Origin of the sequence: Gordonia sp. SL306, assembly GCF_026625785.1 — a bacterium.
Taxonomy (GTDB): Bacteria; Actinomycetota; Actinomycetes; order Mycobacteriales; family Mycobacteriaceae; genus Gordonia.
In genome coordinates, this window is the sequence record NZ_CP113063.1 from 623,202 (window position 1) to 648,815 (window position 25,614).

A 25,614-nucleotide genomic window follows, 5' to 3' on the forward strand; every position below is an offset into this window, starting at 1 on the left:
CCGCATGGCCATCAAACTGGAGAACGTCGGCATCGCCGTCCTTGACCTCGAAGCGACGATCGCCTTTTTCACCGACCTCGGTCTCACGGTACTCGGCCGCGACACGGTCAGCGGTGAATGGACCGACACCGCCGTCGGTCTCGACGGCAACCATGCCAAGATCGCGATGCTGCAGACGCCGGATGGTCAGGGTCGCCTCGAGCTCTTCGAGTACATCCACCCCGAGGCCATCGAGACGGCGCCGACGCTTCCGAACGAGATCGGTATGCACCGGGTCGCCTTCTCCGTCGACGACATCGACCACGCCCTCGAGATCGCCGCGCGGCACGGCTGTCGCCCCCTGCGCGGCGTGGCGACCTATCAGGACGTCTACAAGCTCACCTATGTCCGCGGTCCCAGCGGCATCATCGTGATGCTCGCCGAGGAACTGAAGAAGGGCTGACGGCCCCGGGAGATCGCCCAGAAGCAGTGAAACCCGCTCCGACCGAGGTCAGAGCGGGTTTCATGGGTGGAGCTAAGGGGACTCGAACCCCTGACCCCCACACTGCCAGTGTGAAAGTCGTTGCGCGCGGGCACCTTTGGTGTCGTCCCGCGTAGCATTGCGACCACCATCATCACGGCCGCGGAGGAGGCGTGGACTCCGTAAGCGGTCGACTTGGGCCCCTTGCTGCGGAGTACCATCGCCGCGTCTCCAATCGGGGATCAGGGCGAGGGTGTACGAGCGCGCCTAGTGGCGCCGGCAAGCACGACAAGAATGGACGCTACGGCGGTCGTGTCACGGATGCCCTTCACACACAGCCGCGCACGGAAAGCGAGATCCTGGATGGGGGAATCCGGATATCGAAGACGGTCGCACCCCGCGGCGCCCAGAAGAATGAGTTCTCCATGACGATGACCGCGATTCCGATGAGTGCGGCGAGGGAACTGCCGATGGTCGGCTCACGATGAACTCCTTTGGTGAAGAGTTGGTTTCAGATGGTCGGAAATGGTCAGGCCGCGCGGACGCGGTGGGTGTAGCGGGCGTAGCGGGGGCGGCCGAAGAGGTGCCAGATGCCGCGGACCGGGGCGGGCAGGCCGGACAGCAGGCGCGCGCGTTCGGACGGGTTCGCGTCCTCGAGGACCACCCCGAAAAGTGTGAGCAGTGTGAGCTTGGGAGTGTGCGCCACCAGGTGCTCACCCTGCGAGGCCCATTCCGCTTCGCTGAGGTGGTCGGCGGCGAGTGGCAGCAGGGTGGCTTCCTCGTCGTCGAGGTGCTCGGTCAGGACCGCCCGGTGGTCGACGAGTGAGGCCACGAGGGCATCGCGTTCGGCGGCACCGGCGTTGGCCTCCCAGACCGGCACATCGGCGTCCAGCCTGGTCAACGTGGAGGCCACTCGCTCATGCTGAGCTTCCATCCGCAGGACGATCTCGGTCCCGAGGTCCACCCGGGCCAGCAGCGGCGGCCATAGCAGCTCGTCCTCGCCCTCATGGTGATTCTGCAGCCCCAGCCGGTAGAGACGGAAGTGGTCGGCGACGATCGCAGCGCGAGCGGTGTTGCCCGGCGGGACCGCCGCCACCAGCTCGATCAGCAGCCGCGATTCGCGGCGGAGTCCGCGGTGGACCACTTCCATATCACGTGTGTCGATACTCATCTGCTGGTTCCCTTCGTGTTTCATCGGTTCGATGGGTCGATGCGCCTAGACTGAACCCCACGTTTTGGAAGGCACTTGGAGACAACTTGGAACACCGGTGCCGGCCGCGCGTACGATCGGCCGGATCATGGGTTTGATCCGGGTATTGGGCTCGTTCACGGCCGAGGACAGCGATGGGCCGGTCCCGCTCGGCGGACCGCGGCAGCGCGGGGTGCTGGCCCTGCTGCTGGCCGCCCGCGGGCAGGTCGTGTCGGTCGATCGCCTGGTCGAGGATCTGTGGCGTGGCGAACCGCCGGGCAGCGCCCGCACCTCATTGCAGGCATACGTGTCCAACCTGCGCCGGTTGCTGGAACCCGGTCGCGCGCCACGCACCCCGGCCCGGATGCTGGTGAGCGCCGCACCCGGCTACGCGCTGCGGTTGCCGCCGGAATCGGTGGACGCGTGGCGTTTCGAAGAGTTGCTCGACGAGGCTCGTGCGCTCGCCGATCCCCGCGCCGCCCGCGAACGGCTGGGTGCGGCGCTGGCTCTCTGGCAAGGACCGGCATTCGCCGAGTTCGCCGACGAGCCCTGGGCCGCAGCAGAGATCGCCCGGCTCGACGAGTTACGGGTGGTCGCCCGCGAACTGCGCATCGCGGCAGGGCTGCGGCTGGGCGACCACGCGACGGTGGTTCCCGAGGCGGAGGGCCTCACCCGCGACGAGCCGCTGCGCGAAGAGGGCTGGCGGATGCTCGCCCTTGCGCTGTGGGCCAGCAGTCGCCGAGCGGACTCGCTGGCCGTGCTGCGCCGCGCGAGCGCGACGTTCGCCGACGAGTTGGGTCTCGATCCGAGCCCGGATCTGCTGGAACTGGAATCGGCACTTCTCGCCCAGCGCACAGATTTCCTGCGTGCCGCCGTTCCGCTCACCTCCGTGGCACCCCGGCGCGCCGAGGTGTCCGGCGACAGTGCCCCGTCGTTCGATCAACCCGCGTCGCATGCCAGTGCGGAACAGGTCCGAGATGTCACAAGAACGCTTGGGGCACGAACGGACTCGACGACATCAGCGCTGCGAACCATCGAACCGTCAAGCGGCGAACCCGGCACAGGCGCATTCGTGGGCCGCGATCGCGAATTCGCGGCGATGATGGCCGCGGCGAAGGAAGCCGCCGCCTACGGGGTTCGTGTCGCGCTGGTCACCGGGGAGGCCGGACTCGGCAAGTCGACATTGCTGGAGCATCTCGGCGCACGGCTCGAACAGGACGGGTGGCTCGTTGCCGCCGGACGCTGCCCCGAGCTGGACAGCGCTCCGCCCGCTTGGGCGTGGGTCGAGGCTCTGCAGGCCGTGGCGGCGTTTTGCCCGCCCGGCGAGCTGTCCGGCGATCTGGCCCCGCTGCTCAGCGATTCCGCGCCCGGCGCCGATGACGCGACGGCTGGGCGGTTCCGGCTGCGCAGGGCACTGTGGAACTGGCTCAGCGCGGCCGCAGCCGCGCGTCCCGTCGCGCTGATCCTCGACGATCTGCACTGCGCAGACGGCACGACGTTGGATCTGCTCGGCGGAGGCGTGGGTGTGCGGGCCCCGATCCTGATCGTCGCGGCGTATCGCGGGGACGAGGGCGAGCGGCTTACCGACACCCTCGGATCCCTCGCCCGGTCCGCCCCGATGCGGCTGGACCTGCCCGGACTGCCAGCCGACGCTGTCGCCGAGCTCGTACGTGCCGAGTGCGCGGCCGACGACACGACCGTGGCCGGGATTTCCGAGCGAACCGGCGGCAACCCTTTCTACGTGCGGGAGAGCGCGCGCCTGCTACACGGAGAGGGCGCGCTGGTCGCGCTCTCCGAGGTCCCTGACGGTGTCCGAGATGTACTGCGGCGCAGGCTCGCCCGGCTCCCCGAGGGCGACGTCTCCGTCCTGCGGCTGGCGGCGGTGGCCGGACGAGAGAGTTCGGTCGATGTGCTGGTCCAAGCCGCCGACACCGACGAGGACGGCGTGCTCAATGCACTGGACGCAGGCGTCATCGCCGGATTGCTCGACGAGCCGGGGCCCGGACGCGTCCGGTTCGTGCACACTCTGGTCCGGGACACGCTGGTGACCGATGTCAGCCAGGTACGGACCAGGAGGATGCACGCCCGGATCGCCGCGGCACTCGAGGGGTCGGGCGATATCGTTGCCCTCGCACATCACTACGCGCGCGCGGGGTCACCGAATGCCGTCGGCTACTGTGTGCGCGCCGCGGAGCTGGCCGAAGCACGCTATGCCCACGACGTGGCGGCCGCGCTCCTGACCGAGGCCATCACCAATTCCGTCGACCCGGACAAACACATCGACCTGCTCGGCAGGTTGCTACGCGCACAGGTACGGAGCGGATCCTTCTCCGCGGCCAGGGACACACGCAAACAGGCCGTGGAGTACGCCGACTCGATCGGGCGCGAGGACCTGATGGTCGCTGCATTCACCGCCTGGACCGAACCCACCCCCTGGCAAGCCCGCCCATACGGCACAATCGACCACCCCATTGTCGAACACCTCGGCCGCCTGCTCGAAAGGTCCGACCTCGCCCCCGGCCTGCGGGCCCACCTTCTCATCGCCTACGCCCACGAGCTGGTTGGCGAGGACGATCCGACGGTCGTCGCGGCGGGGAGACAAGCCCTCGACCTCGCGGCCGATCCTCGTCTTCGCGCCGCGGCGCTGCTGGTTCTCGCACGCGCGTCCGGGCGAGAGGAGTACTCCCGTGAGCTGGTGACGATCGGCGTCGAACACGACCTGCCTGTCTACCACGTGACCGGACTGCTGGAGCAGGCCGCAAACGCCGCGGCGGCCAACGATCCGACGACCATGCGGCGTGTCACCGAAGAAGCGCTCGACCTCGCCCGCACCTACCGGATGCCGGAGGCGATCGGCGCCGCCCAGATCGCGCTGGCGACACTGGTGCTCATCGAGGGCCGGTTCGCCGATGCCGAACGTCGCTACGCCGAGGCCACCGAACGCATGGAACGCGCCGGATCGGTGCACGCCGCGGGCTTCCTCCGTCTCGCACGGGCGGCGGTCTGGATCGGCGCCGGCACGCTCGGCGACCACCTGGAGGACGTGCGGGCCTTCCACGCGGCACTCGGCCCCATGGTCGCCGACCTGCTCACGCTCGCCCTCCACTCCGCAGGCCGCGGCGACGAGATCCGCCGCTTCCAGGCAGCACCGCCACCCATCCGGCCCGACTTCTTCTTCACCTTCCTGACCAGCCTGCGTGCCCTGGCGACAATCGCCGCGAACGACCGCGACACCGCCGAACAGGTCTACGCGGACCTGCTCCCACACCGAGACGGACCCCCGGCCGGCGCGGAGAGCGTGTCACTGGCCCTGCGCCCGGTCGCCCATACGCTCGGCGAACTCGCCGTCTTCCTCGGTCACCACGACGAAGCCGTCGCCCACTTCACTCGCGCCGCCGCCATCGCCGATCGGTGGCATGCCCCACACTGGTCCGCCGACGCCCGAACACAAGCCGAACATGCTCGCGGCAGCCATGTTTCGAGCCCTCGTCCACGCTGAAGCGCGTTCGGCGCGAGTGTCCTGTGCACCGGTTCCAGCGTTCCAAGTCAGCTCCAAGGCCCTTCCAAAACCCCCGGACCATTGTCGTGCTCATCGAAACCGAAATTACAGAGGAGCGAAACATGAGCACACCTACTTTCCGTGCCGCCGTCGTCCGCAAACCGAGTGGGCCCGACTCGATCGAGATCATCGACGTCCCGCTCACCGAGCCCGGACCCGGTGAGGTCCGGGTCGCGGTCGCGGCTACGCCGGTCAACCCCACCGACCTCGGAGTCGTGGGCGGGTTCTTCCACGAGCTGGGCATGATCAACCAGCCAGCGCACACCGGGCTGGGCTGGGACTTCGCCGGCACCGTGCGCGCCGTCGGGCCCGGCGTGAACCTGTCCGTAGGCACCCGGGTCGCCGGTGTCGTCCTCGGTTTCGACCGCGACTTCGGTACCTACGCCGAACAACTCGTCGTGTCCGCCGCCGACCTCGCCGTCGTACCCGACGGACTCGACCTGGTCGCGGCATCGACGCTGCCGCTGTCCGGCCTGAGCGCGGCGCAGATCGTCGATCTACTCGGCGACGCACGCGTTGGCGGAAACCGACTACTGGTGACCGGCGCGGCCGGAGCGATCGGGGCCAACGTTGCCGCCCTCGCCCCCGACCGCGATTGGCAGGTTACCGGCCTGGCCCGAGAGACGGACGAACACTTCGTGCGGAGTCTCGGCGCTGAGTTCGTCACGAGTGCCGGGACGGGCTGGGACGCGGTGGTCGACACCACGCCGCGGCAATTGTGGGGCCTGACCCCGGTCCGCGACGGCGGAGCCTTCGTCGGTGTCCGGCCCAATATCGTGCCAGTGGCCGAGCGAGGGATCACTGTGAGCACACTGATGGCACAGTCGAACGGTCCCCGACTGGGGCAGCTGCTGACCGACGCGGCGTCGGGCCGGTTGCCGACTCGCGTACATGCCGTCATGCCGTTGGCCCGGGCCGCGGACGCCCACCGGGCCATGGCCGAGGGCGGGACGCGCGGGCGCTACGTGCTCGAGCCCTGAGCCCGAACAAGACTGTGGCCCTGACGAGCGAGAAGCTCTTCAGGGCCACAGCAAGTGTTTGCGCAAGGGCAAACTCGGGTGGAGCTAAGGGGACTCGAACCCCTGACCCCCACACTGCCAGTGTGGTGCGCTACCAGCTGCGCCATAGCCCCGTGTGTAGTTGTCTCGGCCCTTCGAAGCGCTCACCGCGGTGGTCACATCGTTTCCAGAGCAAGGGCAAAACTACACCATCGCCGGGATTCCGACCAAATCCGCCTGCCGCGCTCAGCCCTTGTCGGCGAGCAGGCCGTCGAGCCATCCAGTGCCGTCCATGATGCCGTCGACGGGCGCTCCGCCCGACAGCACCGTCGGTGTGGCGACCTGCCCGTTGGTGGCCTTCGAGAGCTGGTTCTCCGATTGGTCTGCGGCGTCTTTCGCCTCGGCGACCTTGGCCCCGTCGGCGACGCACTTCTGGGTCGCCGGTGACGCCCCCTGCTCGCCGGCGATGCGGGCGAGATCGGCGTTGCTCAGGTCCGTGCCGCCGCCCTCCTTGGGCTGATTGGCGAACAGTGCGGAATGGAATTTGAGGAAGATCTCCTTGTCCTCCCCGGCGCCCACGCACTGGGCGGCACCTGCGGCCCGCGAGGAGTAGTCCCCCGACGACGACTGGTCGTCGAGGAAGTTCAGCATGTGATAGCGGACCCGCAGCGTGCCCTCGTTGATCGCCTTGGTGATCGAGGCGCCCGACTGCTGTTCGAACTCATGGCACACCGGGCACATGAAGTCCTCGAACACATCGATCGTCTGCGGGGCCGACGGCGCGCCGATGATCTGCGCCGCGTTCTCGCTGAGCACCGCCTCGTCGACTCCGCCGGAGTCACGGTGGCTGTTCCACACGATGCCACCGACCACCAGCGCGGCGATCACCGCGATCGCGGCGCCGGCCAGGATGTAGGTGGTCCGGCTCGAGGTGGCCCTCGGCTGATATCTCGACGTCTCTTTGGGCGTCGCGGGCTTGCGCTTGTCGCTCACACCACTACCTTCTCATCGCTCACGCGACCGTCGGGAATCGCAGCCGACGTCGACCGGTTGACGGCGTCGACTCTAGCCAGCTGCCGATGAGAGCAGACTGAGACGAGCCGCAGGTCAGACGAGAACGGAATCGACCAGCTCCTGCGCCTGCGCCTGCACCGTCGCGAGATGCTCGGCGCCCTTGAACGATTCGGCATAGATCTTGTAGACGTCCTCGGTTCCCGACGGACGTGCCGCAAACCACGCGTTCTCGGTGGTCACCTTCAGGCCCCCGATCGGTGCGCCGTTGCCCGGCGCCTCGGTGAGGATCGCGGTGATCGGCTCACCGGCGAGCTCGGTGGCGCTCACCTGATTCGCGGACAGCTTCGCCAGCAACGCCTTCTGATCTCGCGACGCCGGCGCGTCGATGCGCGCATAAGCGCTCTCCCCGTACCGCTCGGCGAGCTCGCGGTAGCGCTGTGACGGCGTCTTGCCGGTCTTCGCGAGCATCTCCGACGCCAGCAGGGCCATGATGATCCCGTCCTTGTCGGTGGACCACGGCCCGCCGTCGAAGGTCAGGAACGATGCCCCGGCGCTCTCCTCGCCACCGAAGGCGATGCTGCCGTCCAGCAATCCGTCGACGAACCACTTGAACCCGACCGGCACCTCGACGAGCCGACGACCGATACCGCCGACGACGCGGTCGATCAGCGACGAGCTCACCAACGTCTTCCCCACCGCCGCGTCGGCACCCCAGCCCTCGCGATGGGTGAAGAGATACTCGATGGCCACCGCGAGGTAGTGATTGGGATTCATCAGGCCCCCATCGGGGGTCACGATGCCGTGGCGGTCGGAGTCCGCGTCATTGCCCGTCGCGATGTCGTAGGAATCGCGCGCGGAGATCAGCGACGCCATGGCGTTGGGCGACGAGCAGTCCATCCGGATCTTGCCGTCGGTGTCGAGGGTCATGAAGCGGAAGGTCGGGTCCACGGTGGGATTGACGACGGTCAGGTTCTGGAGGTTGTAGCGGAACCCGATCTCCGCCCAGTACCCGACCGACGCACCGCCGAGCGGGTCGGCGCCGATGTGGACTCCGGCGTCGCGAATGGCCGTCATGTCGACCACTTCGTGCAGGTGGTCCACATAGTTGAACGTGTACGGATACTCACGGATGTACTCGCTCTTGCGTGCTCGCTCGAACGGGATGCGCTTGACACCGGCGAGGCCGTCGGCGAGCAGCTCGTTGGCGCGACGCGCGACAACCGACGTGATGCTGGTGTCGGCCGGTCCTCCGTTGGGCGGGTTGTACTTGAACCCGCCGTCGCGCGGCGGATTGTGTGACGGCGTCACGACGATCCCGTCCGCGAGCACCCCCGGGTTGGCCTGATTGAAACGCAGGATCGCGAAGCTCACCGCCGGGGTCGGCGTGAATTTCTCGTTCTCCGCGATGTAGACGGTGACCTCGTTCGCGGTCAGGACCTCGAGCGCGCTCCGCCAGGCCGGGATCGACAACGCGTGGGTGTCGAACCCGATGAACAGCGGCCCCTTGATCCCGGCCGACGTCCGGTATTCGACGATCGCCTGGGTGGTGGCGAGGATGTGCGCCTCGTTGAACGCCGAATCCAGGCTGGACCCACGATGCCCCGAGGTACCGAACAACACCTGCTGCATCGGATCGGCCGGGTCGGGGACGAGGTCGTAATAGGCGCGTTCGACGGCAGTCACATCGATCAGATCTTCGGGGAGCGCAAGTGTTCCTGCGCGCGGGTGTGCCATGCCGCAATTCTGCCATCGTGGGACCGATCCGGTCGGTGACTACGAGCGAACGGCTACCGTGAGCTCTATCCGCACGATGCACGGAGGGCCCTTCCGCATGAGATTCGTACGACTCCTGGTGGCCTCGGTCGCGACCGTCGCGTTCGCGCTGGTACCGACCCTGACCACCGCGCCCGCGAACTCCGCCCCGTATTGGCCCGCGTCCGCCGGTGACTCCTCCTATGCCACACCGGCCGGGCTCGCCGGGGCCCGACCCGGGCAGGTGCTGAAGTACCGGCCCATGCCCAGCCCGTTCCCTGGTTCCACCGCCGCCAAGGTGATGTTCCGGTCCACCAATTCGCAGGGACGACCGATCGCCGGCGTCACGACGGTGTTCACCCCAGTCGGCGGCGCGCGGCACAGCTTGCTCTCGTATCAGCCGTTCACCAACGCGCTGGGTCTGCAGTGCGCGCCGTCGAGGCAACTCTTCGCGGGCGGGCTGCAGGAGAACCCGTTGATCCAGACGATGCTCGCCGGAGGTCACGCGGTGAACGTTCCCGACCACCTCGGACCGACCAGTGCCTACGGCGCCGCCCGCCTCGGCGGCGTCCTCACCCTCGACTCCATCCGAGCCGCGCAGGACGAGCCACGGCTACGCGTCGGACGTGGTGTCCGGACTGCACTGGCCGGTTACTCGGGTGGAGCCATGGCCAGTGCCTTCGCCGCCGTTCTGGCCCCGCGCTTCGGCCGGGGCCTCAACCTCGTCGGACTCTCTGCCGGCGGCACCCCGATGAACATCGAGTCCATCGCGCGGTCGCTCGGCGGCACCCCCAACCCGCTGTTCGGTCTGGGCTTCGCCGCGGCGATGGGGCTCGAGCGCGAGTATCCACAGCAGCTCCCGCTGTCGACCCAGCTGAATGCGCAGGGGCGAGGACTGGCGGCTCGCATCCGCAACGCCTGCACCCAGCAGATCATCGACGCAGGCGCCAACAAGCGGGTCGCCGACGTGGTACCCGGCGGGCAGTTCGCCGAGACCCGGGCCGGCCTCGGCGCCCTGCGCCAGAACAGTGTGCAGGACTATCCGGGCGCCCCACCGATGCCGGTCCTGCTCTATCAGGGTTCCGGCGACCAGCTCACGCCGACGAGCACGGTCGAGGCGGTCGCGGCCACGTGGCGTCGCCGCGGCACCCCGGTGCAGACGGTCGCCATCCCGGGCGATCACGGATCGACCATCGTCACCGGAATCCCGATCGCGATCGGTTTCCTGAACGCACGGCTCGGCTGATCGGAGACACGTGGCGAAGCGCGCACCGACCACACCCCGACTACTCGTGCTCGTCCTGCCGGGCGGCACCGACTCCAGCTACCGACCGTTCAGTCCACGTCAGGCGTCCGCACTCCGGATGTATCCGTTCACCTGGTCGATCCGGGCGCGGTTCGGGCGGTCGGTATGCGTGCGGCAGGTCCGCTATCGCGTCTACGGGTGGAACGGCCGACAGAACAGTCCGATGCCGTACGCGCGTGCCGCACTCGACGACCTCGAGCGCACTCACCCCGGTGTGCCGGTCGCGCTGATCGGGCACTCGATGGGCGGCCGGGTGGGTGCACAGCTGGCGGCCGATCGGCGGGTCGTCGGTTTGCTCGCCCTCGCCCCGTGGTGGCAGTACGCCGATTGGCGCTTCATCCACGACGGGGTCCGCGTGGTGGCGATACACGGGACCGCCGACGAGCGGACCTACCCGCGCCGCACGGAGAAAGGCGTGCACGAACTGGCGGCCCGCGGCGTGGACGCCACATTCGTGCCGGTACCCGACGGCGATCACGCCATGCTCGATCACATCCGGCTCTGGCACGGTGCCGCACTCGATTTCGTCGGTGCGGCCCTCACCCGTCGTCGCGAACCGGCCGCGTCATCGGCTCAGGAGGAGACCTTCGCCCCTGCCGACGCGATCACATCGTCGAGGTGCTCGGCCCGGTAGGCCTCGTAGGTCGCGGGGGTTCCCCGTAGGACGAACACCGGGTCGTCCCCGGTGTCGGTGTACCCCTGATTTCGGAGATCGACTCGGACGTTCTTGAACGTGGAGGTGTGTTCGAGATGATCGACGATTCGAATGAACAGCGGTATCGCGTAGCGCGGCAACGTCTCCCGCACATGCTCGGCAATCTTGTCGGGGTCGAAGGGGGCACCGTCGGCCAGCAGGACAGCGGCCATGCCCGCTTTGCCGTCCGCTCCCGGCACGCCGACGCCGAACACCACCGACTGATCGACGAGGTCGCAGGAGTCCAGTGCCGCCTCGACCTCGGTCGTCGCGACGTTCTCACCCTTCCACCGGAAGGTGTCCCCGATCCGGTCGACGAAGGCGATGTGGCCGAATCCCTGATCGTGCACCACGTCTCCGGTGTTGAACCAACGGTCGCCGGCCTTCACCGCATCGCCGACGACCTTCTTCTCCGACGCCTTCGGGTCGGTGTATCCGTCGAAATGGGCCCGATCGTTGATCTCACCGAGCAGGAGCCCGGTGCCGTGCTTGCCGACCGGGATCACGTGGCCGTCGCCGTCGCGGCGCGGCTCCCCGCTCTCCTCGTCGAACTCCACGATCGCGTATTTGAGCGGGCTGAAGCCCGCCGACTTCGGAATCCCCAGCAGATTGACGAAACCGATGTTCCCTTCACTGGCGGCATACAGTTCGGCCACCCGGTCGATCCCGAACCGTGTGGTGAACTCGTCCCAGATCTCCGGCCGCAGTCCGTTCCCGACCACGACACGGACGGAATGCGTACGGTCGGTGGGCTTTTCCGGCTGGGCGAGCAGGTAGCGGCACAGCTCACCGATGTAGCAGAACGCAGTGGCCTTGTTGAGGATGATGTCGTCCCAGAATCCGGACGCGGAGAACTGCTCGCCGACCGCCACGCAGGCACCGGCGCGCATCGCCGCCGACACGGACACCGTCAGAGCGTTGTTGTGATAGAAGGGCAACGCCGCATACATTGTGTCGTCCGGGCGCAGCCGCACACCCATGCCCCCGATGCCGTGCATCGCGACATGCCACCGATGATGACTCATCTTGCTGGCCTTCGGATATCCCGTTGTGCCGGAGGTGAAGATGTAATAAGCCGTCTCGCCGGCCTGGACGGTGTCGGTCACGGCCGGGTCGACCGGGCTCAGTGTGGCGCTCTGCGACTTCAGATCGTCGAAGTCGACGATCACGGCAGGCAACGACTCACTCGGCACCGATTCCACGGCTTCTTCCAGCCCTGGTTGCAGCAGAAGGATTTTCGCATCGATGAGACCGAGGCTGTGCTCGAGCACCGCGCCTCGCTGATGGAAGTTGATCATGCCGGCGATCGCACCGAGTTTGACGGTTGCGAGCATGCACAGCACGACGTCGGGGTGGTTCTTGGCCAGGATGGCGACCACATCGCCACGGCCGATCCCCCGCTCGGCGAGGAACGCCGCGAAGCGATTGACCTGGGCGTTGCATTCCCGGTAGGTCATCGACTCGCCGTGGAACCGCAGGAACGGGCGGTCAGGGTACTTCGCCGCCGTCTCCTGGAATGTCTTCCCGACCGACTCCCGCCGGGTGAGCGGTCGAGGGATCATCTTCGGGACCACGCCGGCGAGGATGCGCCAGTCCTTGCCGATCCCACGCAGACCACGCAGGATGTCTCCCCCGGTCACCTCGATGTGGTCACGGTTCTCCGCCATTGCCGCCATCTGTGTTCCTCCCCAGCATCGCTTGTCGCCGATCGACACGTCCGCCCCCGCGCACGCCACAACCGACCCGATCGTGACCGCCAGGCTATCCGAAGACACCTGTGGTCAGAAGAGGATCGCCGATTCGTCGGACGATCCAGCGGCCCCGACCGATACTGATGTGACCACCATCACAGCGGCATGGAGGATTGCCATGTCCGATGAATCCGATCGTCCCGTCGTCACCACGACGGCCGGACCCGTACGCGGCCGCCGACTCACCGACGGCGTCGTCCGGTTCCTCGGAATCCCCTACGCGGCAGCCCCGTTCGGCGTCAACCGGATGCGTCCTCCCCAGCCTCCGGAGACGTGGCAGGAGCCCCGGGACTGCGATGAGTTCGGCCCGACGGTACCCAAGGGTGACTACCCGCCGCACTACGCGACGCTCTTCGCCGAGGTGACCGTCGACGGCGACGAGTGCCTGAACGTGAATGTCTGGTCCCCCGGCCTCGACGACGCGCGGCCGGTGCTGGTGTGGATCCATGGCGGTTCGTTCATGAACGGATCGAACTCGGTGGCCGAGTACGACGGCACCGCGTTCGCCAGGGACGGGGTGGTTCTCGTGTCGGTGAACTACCGGCTGGCCGCCGAAGGCTTCCTGTTCCTCGACGACGGCACCGCCAATCTCGGACTGCAGGACCAGATCTGCGCCTTGCGATGGGTACAGGAGAACATCGCCTCGTTCGGCGGCGATCCCGCTCAGGTGACCGTCGCAGGCGAATCCGCCGGCGCGATGAGTGTGTCCACCTTGCTGACGATGCCCTCCGCCCACGGCCTGTTCACGCGGGCGATCACCCAGTCGGGTGCCACCGCGCACACCATCAGTCCCGAACAGGGACTGATGGTCGGGCGGTACCTCGCCGAGTCGCTCGGCGTCGAGCCGACCCGAGAGGCCATCGCGGCGGTGCCGCTGGACCGGCTGGTGGCCGCCGCCGCTGATCTGGTGACCGAGGTGCAGACCACTCCCGACCCCGAGAAGTGGGGCACCCTCGCGATGAGTCTGCTGCCCTTTGCTCCCGTCGTCGACGGAGATGTCCTGCCGCGCCACCCTCTCGACGCCATGGCCGAGGGCGCGGGCTCCGACGTCACGGTGCTGACCGGCTCGACCAGAGACGAGGCACGCCTGTTCCTGGTGGCCCCCCAGACCATCGACCTCATCGACGAATCGACCTATACCGCGACCGCGCAGGTTTACGGACTGGACGCGCAGGCAATCGAGACCTACTCGCGGAACCGTCCGGGCGCGAGCCCCGGCGATCTCGTCGCCGCGGTCGTCACCGACTGGTTCTTCGGCATCCCGGCTGTGCGCGTGACGGAGGCACGAGTGCGGGCCGGTGGTGCGCCGACCTGGCTGTACCGATTCGACTATCCGGATCCGGCGGCGAACCACGGGTTCGGCGCGTCGCACGCGGCGGAGATCCCGTTCGTCTTCGACACCCTGCACGAGAAGACGGTGGCGCCTCGCCTCGGCGACCATCCGTCGCAGGCGGTTGCCGACACGGCCCATCGCGTCTGGGTCGACTTCGTCACCACCGGCTCTCCGGGGTGGACGTCCTACGATCTCAGTGCCCGGCATGTGGGATTGATCGCCGACGTGGTGGCCGACGTCTCCGATCCGGCGAAGGACGAACGGGAGGCGTGGGAGGGCGTGCGCTGACCGCGACCCGGCAACCGCCGCACCACGGACACGGAAACGGCCCCCGGACCATGTGGTCCGGGGGCCGTCTGCTGTGGAGCTGCCGGGAATTGAACCCGGGTCCTCCGTCGCTTCAGTAGGGCTTCTCCGTGTGCAGTCCGCTATGCCTCTACTCGGATCTCCTGGTCACGCGAACAAGCCAGGATGACGATCCCAGTCGCTGTTGGTTGTCCCGTCCACACCCGCGACCGGCGAGGACGGTGAGCTCCCTGAGATGATGCCGGGACCCGGGCTGGGAGCAGACCCGGGCCGACAGACTAGCCGTCGCTGTCAGGCAGCGAGGGCGTAGTCGCGCTGATTCTTATCGGCGCTTAATTGGTTGCTACGACGCTTACGGTGGTCTCTAGCCTGCACCGACACGCTTCCCCTACCTCGACGCACGCAGTCGAAACCGATCAGCCCCGAGACAGGAACCCACCGATCTCTCGGTGAGCACTTCAGTCTAACAACGCCCGGCGACGAAATCATCCGGGTATCCGCAGCGGCCGGTCGCCCTGCTCACGCGATCTGCAAGACGACCGTGTCGTGAACACCGACGTCGGCGCTGAGCCGGCCGCCCGAGGCCTGGTATCGCCTTCCGGTCCACGCGTCCACCGCACTCACGGTCTTGTCGCCCACCAGACCCAGGCTCGTCAACGGCACCGACATCCGGCGGGGATGACCGGCCCGATTGGTCAACGAGACGACGATGCCCTTCTCCCCGATCGCTCGTGCCCAGATCTCGGGATCGTCGTCCACGGGTGCGCCCGCGCTCACGCGCTGGTCCTGGTCGATCGCGAGGATCGCCCGATTCCGCAGGATGTCGATCGTCGCCTGCGACATCCGCGTGAGGTCGTTTCCTGCCATCAGGGGCGCGGCCATCATCGCCCACATGGACATCTGTGTCCGTTGCTCCGCAACGGTCAACCCCGGATCGCCGTCCACACCGACGACCAGCATGTCGGGGTCGTTGTATGACGACGGCCGCACCCGGGCCGCCAACGGCGCGATGGCGTCGACGATGTCGGTGATGCCCTGGGACCCCGATGACCCGGTGTCCGTGGACCATTTCGGCTCGATGTCGTTGGTGACCCGCGTCATCGTCGCCACCCCGCCCCAGTCGTAGCGGGTGCCCGGTACCGAACCGCTCACCCCGCTGTTGGGATTGATGCTGTAGAGGATCGGCCGCCCGGTGTCGCGGATGCCGTCACGCATCGCGGTGAACGCCTCGACCTGGTGGTCATGGTCGGAATCGCTTGAGCACCAGTCGTATTTCAGGTAGTCGACCTGCCAGTCGGCGAAGGTCCGCGCATCCTGCTTTTCGTGCCCGAGACTCCCGGTCGAGCCCGGGTACGTCCCCTGGAATTGGGTGCAGGTCTGTTCGCTCGCGCCCGAATAGACACCGAACCCGAGCCCGCGCTCATGCAGATAGGTTCCGAGTGCTGCCATCCCGGACGGGAACCGGGCCGGATCGGCCTGCAGCGAACCATCGGCGGCACGCTGATCGGCCGCCCAGCAATCGTCGACCACCACATACCGATAGCCGGCGTCCCGCAGACCCGACGACACGAGCGCGTCGGCCTGTGCCCGCACGATCTGCTCGGTGATGTTGCAGCCGAAAGTGTTCCAGCTGTTCCATCCCATCGGCGGAGTCGGGGGCAGATCGGCGACGGCGACCGCGTCACCGCCGATCCGACCCGGCGGATCCGGGGTGCAGCCCGCGATCAGCACGGCCAACCCGACGGCCACCACGCAGAGAAGTCGGCGGCGCGTCGCCCGGGCTCGAGGAATCGGCACCGATCACATCCCCTTGACGCGACGACCAATCTCACGGGCCACTTCACGCTGCGCGGTCCGCCGCGCGATGTCCTGTCGTTTGTCGTGCGCCTGCTTGCCTCGCGCGAGTGCGAGTTCCACCTTCACCTTGCCGTCGCTGAAATACATCGACAGCGGGACCAGGGTGAGATTCCCGTCCCGGATCTTGCCGATCAGGTTGTCGATCTCACGCCGGTGCATCAAGAGCTTCCGATTGCGGCGCGGCGTGTGATTGGTCCACGATCCGCTCCCGTATTCGGGGATGTGCAGGGCGCGCAGCCAGATCTCACCGTCGTCGACGGTGGCAAAGGCGTCGACGAGCGATGCCTTGCCGTCCCGCAGGCTCTTCACCTCGGTGCCCAGCAGCGCGATCCCGGCCTCGTAGGTGTCGAGGATGGCGTAGTTGTAGCGCGCCTTACGGTTCGTCGCGATGACCGTGCGGCCCTTCTCCTTCACCATCTCAACACCTCCTCGTCTGGGTTCGTCACTCGCGGACGTACACGCGAAGCGTCACATATGCGGTGACGCCTGACAACAGAATTCCACCGATGATCAGCCACGGGGACACGAACAGCACGTCGGATGCCCCGATACGCGCCAGGATGTTGACACCGTACAGATCCGCCAGGGCCTTGTCGAAGAAGAGGACCTTCGCGGTGAACAGCCCTCCGATCGCAAGGAATGCACCGACAAGGGCCGCGACCACCGCCTCGAGCAGGAACGGCAGCTGCGTGTACCACCGGGTGGCGCCCACCAATCGCATGATCGACACCTCGGTCCGACGGGTGAACGCCGCCACCTGCACCGTGTTGACGATCAGCAGGATCGCCGCGAGCGCGAGCACGAGCGCAACGGCGAACGCCGCGTTGCGGGTTCCGTCGAGCACACTGAATATTCGTTTCACCAACTCGCGTTGGTCGAGTGCCCCGTCGACGCCGAGATCCTTCCGATCCTTGAACTCGTCGAGCACCGGCCCGAATTGCGAGGGATCGGACATCCGCACCTTGAGCGACGCCGGGATGGTGCCCTCGCGGATGTTGTCGGCGATGTCAGGGTTGTCCTTGAACGTCTGCTTGGCGGCCTCGAAGGCCTCCTTGCGATCGATGAAGGTCACCGAGCCGACACCGGGCTGGTTCTGGATCTCGGTGCGCAGAACCGAACACGGTGCCTGCTGGCAGTTGGGATCCGCTTCGGAGACCGCGTCATTGATGAAGAACTGCATCTCCACCCGGTCGAGGAAGATCTTCTGACTCTTGTCGGCCATCTGGATCACCAACAGTCCGCCACCGAAGATGCCGAGAGTGATCGCCGTGGTCAGGATCATGGCGATCGTCATGGTCACATTGCGGCGGAGACCGTTGAGGACCTCACTGATGATGAAGTTCGCTCGCATGGAGTGCGCAGTCCTTACAGGGATCGAGGGCGGAAGGGGCGGTTTCCCTCCGGCGGTCGTGTCACGGGGCGGGTGCGGGCGCTCGGCTAACCGATGCCGTACACACCTTGCGGGTCGTTGCGGACCAGCCGGCCGTTGTCGAACTCGAGGACCCGTCGACGCATCGCGTCGACGATGTGGCGGTCGTGAGTGGCCATGACCACCGTCGTGCCGCGCCGGTTCACCCGGTCGAGCACATCGACGATCTCCTCGCTCGTCTCCGGATCCAGATTTCCGGTCGGCTCGTCGGCGAGCAGGACGAGCGGGCGATTCACGATCGCCCGGGCGATTGCGACCCGCTGCATCTCTCCGCCGGAGAGTTCGTTGGGCATCCGGTCGGCCTTACCCGCGAGCCCGACGTAGTCGAGCACCTCGGGCACCACCCGGCGGATCGTCGACGGCGGCTTACCGATGACCTCGAGGGCGAAGGCGACATTGTCCGACACCGACTTCTGCTGCAGCAGACGGAAGTCCTGGAACACGCAGCCAATCGATTGACGCAGCTTGGGCACCGAGCGCGCCTTGAGCGTGTTGACGTGGAACTCGCCCACGTAAACCTGCCCCGACGTCGGCTTGTCTTCCTTCAACAGCAGTCGGAAGAAGGTGGACTTACCCGAGCCCGACGGACCGATCAGGAACGCGAACTCACCCTTGTCGACCTCGAGACTGAGGTCTGACAGGGCGGGTCGGCTGGAAGCCTTGTACTTCATCGTGACGTTCTCCAGCGTGATCACGAGAAGCCAGTGTAACTGTGGGCCCTGAGAGGTCCGCTCAGGTCCGCGTCACCGTCGATCCACGCTCGGCGTTCACCGTTGCGGCACCGAACTCTCGTCCCCGTTCTGCGGCGCATTGCCGAAGTTCGGCAGCGTCACGCCTGGCAGACCAGGGACGGTCTGACGTGTCGTCGTGGTGGTGCCCTGTTGTTGCTGACCGGTCTGGTCGCCGTCGGGGTTGTCGTTCTGGCCGGTCTCATCGCCCGTGGTCGTCGTCGACTCCGTGGTCGAGGTCGACGACGGTGTCGAACTCGGCGTCGAGGACGGCTTCGGTGTCTCGGTGGTCGTGGTGCTCGACTGCGTCGTACGTGCCGGCTGCGGTGTGGGTGGGGCGACCACCCCGTAGCGCTGCGAGGTGTAGCCGTAGAGCACGACCGATCCGAAGAAGACGATCAGCAAGATGGCCGTACTCGTGCGGATGCGGGTCTTGTAGATGTGTCGCCAGTCGCGCGGTTCACGGTGTCCGACCTCGCCGCGATCGTCGTGCTCACTCGTCACGATGCTTCGCCTTCCCGACCTCGTCGGCCAGCGCGGCAGGCGGGCCACTCGCGGCCTCCACCTCGCGCCCCGGCGCCACCGTGATCCCCTCACGGGCCAGGGCCCGCACGATGCTGACACGCAGGGCACGACTGATGTCGAACTGCTTGCCCGGCAGCGTACGTGCCACCACGCGGACGGTGATCGAGTCCAACTCGAGGTCGATGACGCCCAGCGGCGAGGGCGGGTCGAGCATCAGGTCATGCCACCGCTTCTCCTCGTAGAAGTCGACCCCGACCCGATCCAGTGTCTCGTTGACCTTCGCGATGTCGGCCTCGGCAGGCACCGGGACGTCGACCACCGCGCGCGCCCAGTCCTTGGAGAGGTTGGTCGCCTTGATGATCTGACCGTTCGGCACCGTGATCACCTCGCCCTCGCTGGTGCGAAGTTTGGTCATACGCAGCGTGACGTCCTCGACGGTGCCCTCGGCGAGCATGCCCCCGGTGACCGCGAGGCTGACCACATCGCCATAGCCGTACTGTTTCTCGGCGACGACGAAGAACCCCGCGAGAATGTCCTGGACGACGCGTTGCGCGCCGAAACCGAGAGCCGCACCGATGACCGCGCCGGGTCCGGTCAGGCCCGTGATCGGGATGTTGAACACCACCATGATGCGCAAGATCACGATGATCGCCACGATGACGATCAGCGTCCACGCGACCACGTCGACGAGTGCCCGGCGATGCTTGGCGTCCTCGGTCTGGACGATCAGGTCGCTGTTGTGGAACTGCGACTCGACGCGGACCGCGTACTTCTCGGCCGACCATCGGATGCAACGGATGACGAGGAGGCCACCGAGAATCCAGATCAGGATCTCGAGTCCGTCGGTGGCCGCCCAGACGTAGAACCGCCCGAGCACCGATGCCGTCGCGCCGTCGGCGAACGCGAGAGGCGTCAGGTCACGCATCCGCCGAGGCCATCCGCCATCGGATTCCGGCTTCGATGAACTTGTCGATGTCGCCGTCGATGACCGCGGTCGGGTTGTTGTCCTCCACGTTGGTCCGCAGGTCCTTGACCATCTGATACGGGTGCAGGACGTAGGAACGCATCTGGTTGCCCCAGCTCGAACCGCCGTCGCCCTTCAGGGCGTCGAGCTCGGCCCGCTCCTCCTGACGCTTGCGTTCGAGCAGCTTGGCCTGCAGGACACGCATCGCCGACGCCTTGTTCTGCAGCTGACTCTTCTCGTTCTGACAGGTCACGACGATCCCGGTCGGGATGTGGGTCAGCCGGACCGCGGAGTCGGTGGTGTTGACCGACTGGCCACCGGGTCCCGACGACCGGTACACATCGACCTTCACGTCGTTCTCGTCGACGTCGATGTGGTCGGTGGTCTCGACCACGGGCAGCACCTCGACCTCGGCGAACGAGGTCTGACGACGGCTCTGGTTGTCGAACGGACTGATGCGCACCAGACGATGGGTGCCCTGTTCGACCGACAGCGTGCCGTACATGTACGGCGCCTTCACCGTGAAGGTGGCGCTCTTGATGCCCGCCTCCTCCGCGTAGGAGGTGTCGTACACCTCGACGCCGTAGTTGTGCTTCTCGGCCCAGCGGATGTACATGCGCATCAGCATCTGCGCCCAGTCCGCAGCGTCCACACCACCCGCGCCGGAGCGGATGTTGACCAGTGCATCACGCTGGTCGTACTCGCCGGCCAGCATGGTCTTGACCTCCATGGCCTCCACATCGGCCCGCAACGACGCGCGCTCGGCATCCGCATCGGCCAGCGCGGCGGTCTTGTCGTCGCCCTCCTCCGCCTCGGCGAGCTCGTAGTGGACGGGAAGATCGTCGAGACGCTGGCGCAGTTCGCTCACCTTGCGGAACTCCGACTGCGCATGCGACAGCTCGCTGGTGACCTTCTGCGCGTGCTCCTGGTTGTTCCATAGCTCGGGGTCAGAGGCCTGCATCTCCAGCTCGTCGATCCGTCGACGCAACTCGTCGAGGTCGAGCACCTTCTCGACCGTGGTCAAGGTGGTGCCGATGGATTCGAGGTCTGCGGTTACGTCGGGATGCACGGTGATCAAGACTACCGGGGCAAAACCGTCTCGGTCTGCCCCTGTCCGCTAGCTCGTACCGGAGATGATCACGCGGGTGGGAACTGCCCGGGCGGTGGCGGTGAATCCATGGGCGGCAACTCGCCGAACCGCCACGACGATGTCGCCTTGCCCGGCTTGTAGACGACCGGCAGGTCGGCGCCGATCTGGGGCCACGGGTCGTTCTCACCGAACACGAGGGTTCCGTAGACCTCGGCGGGATCGGTCTGTGGTCCGACGATCGTCCCGGACACCGTGCAGTACCTCTCGCCCTTCGCGTCGCCCTGGTCGGGCCGGTCGCTGACACCTGTGACCGTCAGCGTGCCCTGCACGAACTGACCTGCCCTCGACGGGTCGAGCGGGCGCGGGTTACGCCCGCGCTGCCATTGGACGAGCAACGCCACCAGAAGAGCCGCCAAGATCGCACTGAACGCCACCGCGAGCCACATGCGCCCACCCTACCGTCGGCGGTCGGGCAAATCCGACGTACCGCTTCGGCGGAGGTCATCGTCGATCTCCGGTGTGACGTGCGTGGCGGTGGCGATAACCTACCCGCATGCCACACGACCTCGCGCCCACCGGGATCTCCGACGATCTCGAACTCGCGCTGTCGCTCGCGGACTCGGCCGATGCCCTGACAATGGAACGGTTCGGCGCGGTCGATCTGCGCGTCGACGACAAGCCCGACCTCACTCCGGTCTCCGACGCCGACCTCGCATGCGAGACCATGGTGCGCCAACGGCTCGCGGCCCGGCGTCCCGATGACGCGGTACTCGGTGAGGAGTTCGGCGGGGACGCCGTGCTGACCGGTAGGCAATGGGTCGTCGACCCCATCGACGGCACGAAGAACTTCGTCCGCGGTGTGCCCGTGTGGGCGACGCTGGTCGCACTCCTCGTCGACGGCGTCCCGCGGGTCGGCGTGGTGTCGGCGCCTGCGCTGCGCCGACGATGGTGGGCCGCCGAGGGCCTCGGCGCATTCTCGGTGTTCGACGGTGAGGAATTGCCGCGCCGGCTGTCCGTGACCGCCGTCGCCGAGCTGCCGTCGGCCAGCCTCGCATTCTCGAGTCTGTCGGGCTGGGCGGATCGGGGTATCCGCGACGAGTTCATCGCGCTCACCGATGAGGTGTGGCGGGTCCGCGGCTACGGCGACTTCTGGAACTACTGCCTCGTCGCCGAGGGCGCCGTCGACATCGCGGCCGAACCCGAGGTCTCCCTCTGGGACCTCGCCGCCCTCGACATCCTCGTCCGCGAGGCGGGCGGGAGTTTCACCGCACTCGACGGCACCGCCGGGCCTGCCGGCGGCAGCGCCGTCGCCACCAACGGACGGCTGCAGGACGCAGCACTCGAGGCGCTCGCACCCGCCCCGAAACGTCCCTGAACCGTCCGTTCGGAGAGTTCAATGTCGGTGTCGGCACGCCTAGGATCGGTGAGACGGGGGCACTCGCCGACCAAGGAGCACCTGACATGGCATTTCCCGCGTTGACCCATGCCGCCATCACCGTCACGAACCTCGACGCCAGCACCCGCTGGTACACCGAACTCTTCGGAGCGGGCCCCGTGCTCGATGAGGACGAGGAGTCGGGCACCTTTCATCACACCGTCTTCGCCCTCGACGGCGGCATGCTCTTCGGTCTGCACACGCACACCGAGCCGGGACCCGACGACGCCTTCGACGAACGACGCACCGGCCTCGATCACATCGCGTTCGCGGTCGGGCGCGATGAACTCGATTCGTGGACAACACGTCTCGATGGGCTCGGCATTACACACAGCGGCGTGAAGCACGCTCATTACGGCTCGGGCATCTCGTTTCGCGATCCCGACGGCATCGCCCTCGAGTTCTTCGCCCCACCTGCGTGAGCGCGGGATCGGGCGGCTAGAGATCCGTGGCCGACTCCTCGTCGAGGACCACGAACTCGGTGGCGGCGTCCCTCATCTCGGACAGCCGCCCGTAGTGGATGCCGGTGCCGGCGTCGGACAGGATCGCCTGGTGAATCGGCACGGCGACGCGCGGTGCCATCGCGCGGAGGTAATCGACCGACTCGCTCAGCTTCATCCAGGGCGCCGCCGACGGCAGCGCCAGCACATCCACGGTCTCGAACGGGATGTAGAACGAATCGCCGGGATGCATGAACCGGCCCGTCATCGACTTCGTGTCGAGGACGTAGGCGACGTTGTCGATCACCGGGATCTCGGGATGGATGACGGCGTGGCGGCCCCCGGTGAAACGCGCCGTGACCGCCCCGATCTGTACATGCGACCCTGCGTTGGCGGTCTGCCACGGTCCCGCGACGTCGTCGCCGTTGAGCTGTGACGCGGTCTGCGGGTCCGCGTAGCGGATCGCGTCCGGATTGGCCGCGACGAGGTCGGGCAACCGGGCGATGTCGCAATGGTCGGGATGCTGATGGGTGATCAGGATCGCGTCCAGCCCGGTGACGCCGTCGAATCCGTGGGAGAAATTGCCCGGGTCGAAGAGGATCTTGGTTCCGTCGATCTCCACCAGGACGCACGAATGACCGAAGTGAGTGATCTGCATGGGTCCACTCTGCTCCCGACCCACGCCGACGTCACGTCGCGACACTCACCGCGCCACACCCACCGGCTCACCACGGTCACGTGATCGCGGGAAAGACTCCCCACCCGAATCCGGCGTCGACGGCACGGGCGATCCCGTAGCCGAACCAGACCACCAGGACGGCCAGGGCGACCGGACTCGTGAGCGTGCGCTGCACTTGCGTGAGAGCCGGACGTCCGGTCACCAGCGAGCCGATCGCGACGACGGTGACGACCGCGACCACGAGCATGAACAGCGGCCCGAAGGCGTTGAACGAGAACGCCGACCCCACGTCGCCGTGCCCGAGTGCGACCCAACTGCGGGTGAGCCCGCAGGCCGGACAGGGTAATCCGGTGATCCGAAGGAACGGACAAAGGATTGGGCCGCGGTCGACCACCTGGGGGCCGAGTACGGTCGCGAGCCCGAGCGCCGTGAGTCCCGCGGCACCGACAGCGGCTACGGTCAGACGGCCGGCCCCACCGAGGCGCCCGGGCTCGGCAGATCGACTCGACGACACCGTCGCCTGCTCGCCCGAAGTCACCCGACCAGCGTAGATCGATCGTGACGGCATCGTCATCGGCGAGCTGCGTGACAAGCTCCTTACCGGATAGTAAGGTCAGTACTTACTACCGAGTAAGATCGGGTCGCGAGTCCGTCCGGACGCGGCCCCAACCGCCCGAGAAACAGCTGGTGATCATGACCTCACAGACCGAGTCGCGGCACACCGAACCGCGCGACACCTCCGCCGTCGGAAAGAATCCGCACCCACGTTCGTTCATCGGTACCGCAATGCGCGTGCTGACGACGGTGACCGGATCCGAGTTCGCGGAGAAGTACAAGATCCGCGAGCCCATCAACCGGATCGCGTTCCAGGGCACCAAGACGGGCTTCCAGACCCTCGGGGCCGCGAACCGGGCGTTCAAGGCGGCCCAGGGCGGCGGTTCCGGTCAGGCGAAGCGTCTGACGACTGCGCCGAAGGACTACTTCAACCTCAACCCGGACGACGAGCAGCAGATGATCGCCGAGACGGTGAAGGAATTCGCCGTCGAGATCCTGCGCCCGGCCGCCTACGACGCCGACAACGCCGCCGCCGCGCCCGAGGAGATCCTCAAGCGGTCGGCTGAGCTCGGCATCACCATGATCAACGTCCCGGAGGAGTTCGAGGGCGCCGCATCCGAGCGGGGCGTGGTGACCAACGCATTGGTCGCCGAGTCGATGGCCTACGGCGACATGGGTCTCGCGCTTCCGCTGCTCGCGCCGAGCGGGGTCGCGACCACCCTGACCAATTTCGGCACCGACGAGCAGCAGCGCACCTACCTGCCCGACTTCGCCGGTGAGAACGTGCCGCAGTCGGCGGTCGTGATCGCCGAGCCGCGTCCGCTCTTCGACGCCTTCGCGCTCGAGACCAAGGCCACCCGGGTGCCCAGCGGCTACCGCCTCAACGGGGTGAAGTCGTTCGTACCCGCGGCCGGATCATCCGAACTCTTCATCGTCGGCGCGCAGCTCGACGGCCGGCCCGCGCTGTTCATCGTCGAGTCCGACACGAGGGGCCTGATCGTCGAGGCCGACCCGGGTATGGGCGTGCGTGCCGCGGGCATGGGACGCCTGCTGCTGCAGGACGTCGCCGTGCCGGAATCCGCACTCCTCGGAGGGACCGAGGGCGAGGCCGCCACCGCCGCCTACCGCGACGTCGTGCGCCTGTCGCGGCTGGGCTGGTCGGCGCTGGCCGCCGGTACCGCAAAGGCCGTCCTCGACTACGTGATCCCCTACGTCAACGAGCGCGAGGCGTTCGGTGAGCCGATCTCCAACCGCCAGGCAGTGGCCTTCATGGTCGCCAACATCGCGACCGAGGTCGACTCGATCCGGCTGGTCACGCTGCGCGGCGCGGCGCGCGCCGAGCAGGGATTGTCGTTCGCCCGTGAGGCGGCGCTCTCCCGCAAGCTGACCATCGACAAGGGGCTGCAGATCGGTCTCGACGGTGTCCAGTTGCTCGGCGGCCACGGCTTCACCAAGGAGCATCCCGTGGAGCGTTGGTACCGCGACCTGCGTGGCGCAGGCATCGGCGAAGGCATCGTCGTCCTCTGACGGCCGGAACAGGGACAACTGAC

General features: G+C 67.3%; 23 protein-coding genes, 1 tRNA gene and 1 other RNA gene. 9 read left to right on the plus strand and 16 right to left on the minus strand.

Features of this window, described 5'->3' with window-relative positions:
- The first annotated feature begins 4 nt into the window (after positions 1-4).
- Positions 5-442 carry a VOC family protein gene (locus OVA31_RS02995; RefSeq protein ID WP_267629640.1) on the plus strand — a complete coding sequence of 146 codons (438 nt, stop codon included), beginning with the start codon at positions 5-7 and terminating at the stop codon, positions 440-442.
- A 547-nt stretch (positions 443-989) separates the two neighbouring features.
- On the opposite strand, the gene OVA31_RS03000 is transcribed toward OVA31_RS02995, so the two are convergent.
- On the minus strand, positions 990-1,631 hold the full coding sequence (locus tag OVA31_RS03000) for a hemerythrin domain-containing protein (protein WP_267629641.1): 642 nt from the start codon (positions 1,629-1,631) through the stop codon (positions 990-992).
- Positions 1,632-1,758: 127 nt separating this feature from the next.
- On the opposite strand from OVA31_RS03000, the gene OVA31_RS03005 reads away from it, so the two are divergent.
- Entirely contained in the window at positions 1,759-5,148 is a 3,390-nt protein-coding gene (locus OVA31_RS03005; RefSeq protein WP_267629642.1) for an AfsR/SARP family transcriptional regulator, read from the plus strand.
- A 122-nt stretch (positions 5,149-5,270) separates the two neighbouring features.
- Positions 5,271-6,188 carry an NADP-dependent oxidoreductase gene (locus OVA31_RS03010; protein ID WP_267629643.1) on the plus strand — a complete coding sequence of 306 codons (918 nt, stop codon included), beginning with the start codon at positions 5,271-5,273 and terminating at the stop codon, positions 6,186-6,188.
- 79 nt (positions 6,189-6,267) lie between these two features.
- Here the strand turns inward: OVA31_RS03010 and OVA31_RS03015 are convergent.
- From OVA31_RS03015 to pgm, 3 genes are all read right to left on the minus strand, one after another.
- Positions 6,268-6,340: transfer RNA gene (locus tag OVA31_RS03015), tRNA-Ala, on the minus strand.
- Between the two features lie 112 nt (positions 6,341-6,452).
- Positions 6,453-7,199, minus strand: a complete 747-nt coding sequence (locus OVA31_RS03020; RefSeq protein WP_267629644.1) for a DsbA family protein — start codon at positions 7,197-7,199, stop codon at positions 6,453-6,455.
- 114 nt (positions 7,200-7,313) lie between these two features.
- Positions 7,314-8,954, minus strand: a complete 1,641-nt coding sequence (gene pgm / locus OVA31_RS03025; RefSeq protein WP_267629645.1) for a phosphoglucomutase (alpha-D-glucose-1,6-bisphosphate-dependent) — start codon at positions 8,952-8,954, stop codon at positions 7,314-7,316.
- 97 nt (positions 8,955-9,051) lie between these two features.
- Here pgm and OVA31_RS03030 point away from each other — a divergent pair, with 97 nt between their 5' ends.
- On the plus strand, positions 9,052-10,218 hold the full coding sequence (locus OVA31_RS03030) for a lipase family protein (RefSeq protein WP_267629646.1): 1,167 nt from the start codon (positions 9,052-9,054) through the stop codon (positions 10,216-10,218).
- Positions 10,219-10,228: 10 nt separating this feature from the next.
- A complete protein-coding gene (locus tag OVA31_RS03035; RefSeq protein WP_267629647.1) occupies positions 10,229-10,912 on the plus strand; it encodes an alpha/beta fold hydrolase in 684 nt (227 codons plus the stop codon).
- On the opposite strand, the gene OVA31_RS03040 is transcribed toward OVA31_RS03035, so the two are convergent.
- Positions 10,852-12,648: a long-chain-acyl-CoA synthetase gene (locus OVA31_RS03040; RefSeq protein ID WP_267629648.1), complete on the minus strand. Its 1,797-nt coding sequence runs from the start codon at positions 12,646-12,648 to the stop codon at positions 10,852-10,854. The genes OVA31_RS03035 and OVA31_RS03040 overlap by 61 nt on opposite strands.
- 193 nt (positions 12,649-12,841) lie before the next feature.
- On the opposite strand from OVA31_RS03040, the gene OVA31_RS03045 reads away from it, so the two are divergent.
- On the plus strand, positions 12,842-14,344 hold the full coding sequence (locus OVA31_RS03045) for a carboxylesterase/lipase family protein (protein ID WP_267629649.1): 1,503 nt from the start codon (positions 12,842-12,844) through the stop codon (positions 14,342-14,344).
- Positions 14,345-14,415: 71 nt separating this feature from the next.
- Here OVA31_RS03045 and ssrA read toward each other — a convergent pair.
- From ssrA to OVA31_RS03090, 9 genes are all read right to left on the minus strand, one after another.
- Positions 14,416-14,786, minus strand: a transfer-messenger RNA (tmRNA) gene (gene ssrA, locus OVA31_RS03050).
- 95 nt (positions 14,787-14,881) lie between these two features.
- The gene (locus OVA31_RS03055) at positions 14,882-16,159 is read right to left on the minus strand and encodes a glycoside hydrolase family 27 protein (RefSeq protein WP_267629650.1); all 1,278 of its coding nucleotides are present in this window, start codon (positions 16,157-16,159) and stop codon (positions 14,882-14,884) included.
- A 3-nt stretch (positions 16,160-16,162) separates the two neighbouring features.
- Positions 16,163-16,636, minus strand: coding sequence for an SsrA-binding protein SmpB (gene smpB, locus OVA31_RS03060; RefSeq protein WP_164308896.1), 474 nt, complete (start codon positions 16,634-16,636; stop codon positions 16,163-16,165).
- 25 nt (positions 16,637-16,661) lie between these two features.
- Positions 16,662-17,570 carry a permease-like cell division protein FtsX gene (gene ftsX / locus OVA31_RS03065; protein ID WP_190265677.1) on the minus strand — a complete coding sequence of 303 codons (909 nt, stop codon included), beginning with the start codon at positions 17,568-17,570 and terminating at the stop codon, positions 16,662-16,664.
- Positions 17,571-17,656: 86 nt separating this feature from the next.
- Positions 17,657-18,343, minus strand: coding sequence for a cell division ATP-binding protein FtsE (gene ftsE, locus OVA31_RS03070; protein ID WP_164308894.1), 687 nt, complete (start codon positions 18,341-18,343; stop codon positions 17,657-17,659).
- 72 nt (positions 18,344-18,415) lie between these two features.
- Positions 18,416-18,880, minus strand: coding sequence for a hypothetical protein (locus tag OVA31_RS03075; protein ID WP_267629651.1), 465 nt, complete (start codon positions 18,878-18,880; stop codon positions 18,416-18,418).
- Positions 18,870-19,826 carry a mechanosensitive ion channel family protein gene (locus OVA31_RS03080; protein WP_267629652.1) on the minus strand — a complete coding sequence of 319 codons (957 nt, stop codon included), beginning with the start codon at positions 19,824-19,826 and terminating at the stop codon, positions 18,870-18,872. Before OVA31_RS03080 ends, OVA31_RS03075 begins: the two co-directional genes overlap by 11 nt.
- Entirely contained in the window at positions 19,819-20,934 is a 1,116-nt protein-coding gene (gene prfB / locus OVA31_RS03085) for a peptide chain release factor 2 (protein ID WP_267629653.1), read from the minus strand. Before prfB ends, OVA31_RS03080 begins: the two co-directional genes overlap by 8 nt.
- Positions 20,935-21,002: 68 nt before the next feature.
- Positions 21,003-21,401, minus strand: coding sequence for a hypothetical protein (locus OVA31_RS03090; RefSeq protein WP_267629654.1), 399 nt, complete (start codon positions 21,399-21,401; stop codon positions 21,003-21,005).
- A gap of 107 nt (positions 21,402-21,508) precedes the next feature.
- Here OVA31_RS03090 and hisN point away from each other — a divergent pair, with 107 nt between their 5' ends.
- Positions 21,509-22,330, plus strand: coding sequence for a histidinol-phosphatase (hisN, locus tag OVA31_RS03095; RefSeq protein WP_267629655.1), 822 nt, complete (start codon positions 21,509-21,511; stop codon positions 22,328-22,330).
- 86 nt (positions 22,331-22,416) lie between these two features.
- On the plus strand, positions 22,417-22,812 hold the full coding sequence (locus tag OVA31_RS03100) for a VOC family protein (RefSeq protein ID WP_267629656.1): 396 nt from the start codon (positions 22,417-22,419) through the stop codon (positions 22,810-22,812).
- Positions 22,813-22,828: 16 nt separating this feature from the next.
- Here the strand turns inward: OVA31_RS03100 and OVA31_RS03105 are convergent, their stop codons facing one another.
- Both OVA31_RS03105 and OVA31_RS03110 read right to left on the minus strand, forming a co-directional pair.
- On the minus strand, positions 22,829-23,488 hold the full coding sequence (locus OVA31_RS03105; RefSeq protein ID WP_267629657.1) for an MBL fold metallo-hydrolase: 660 nt from the start codon (positions 23,486-23,488) through the stop codon (positions 22,829-22,831).
- 76 nt (positions 23,489-23,564) lie between these two features.
- Complete coding sequence (locus tag OVA31_RS03110; RefSeq protein ID WP_267629658.1) at positions 23,565-24,047, minus strand: DUF2752 domain-containing protein; 483 nt, start codon at positions 24,045-24,047, stop codon at positions 23,565-23,567.
- 155 nt (positions 24,048-24,202) lie between these two features.
- Between OVA31_RS03110 and OVA31_RS03115 the strand changes: the two genes are divergently transcribed.
- Entirely contained in the window at positions 24,203-25,591 is a 1,389-nt protein-coding gene (locus OVA31_RS03115) for an acyl-CoA dehydrogenase family protein (protein WP_420714133.1), read from the plus strand.
- Positions 25,592-25,614: the final 23 nt, after the last annotated feature.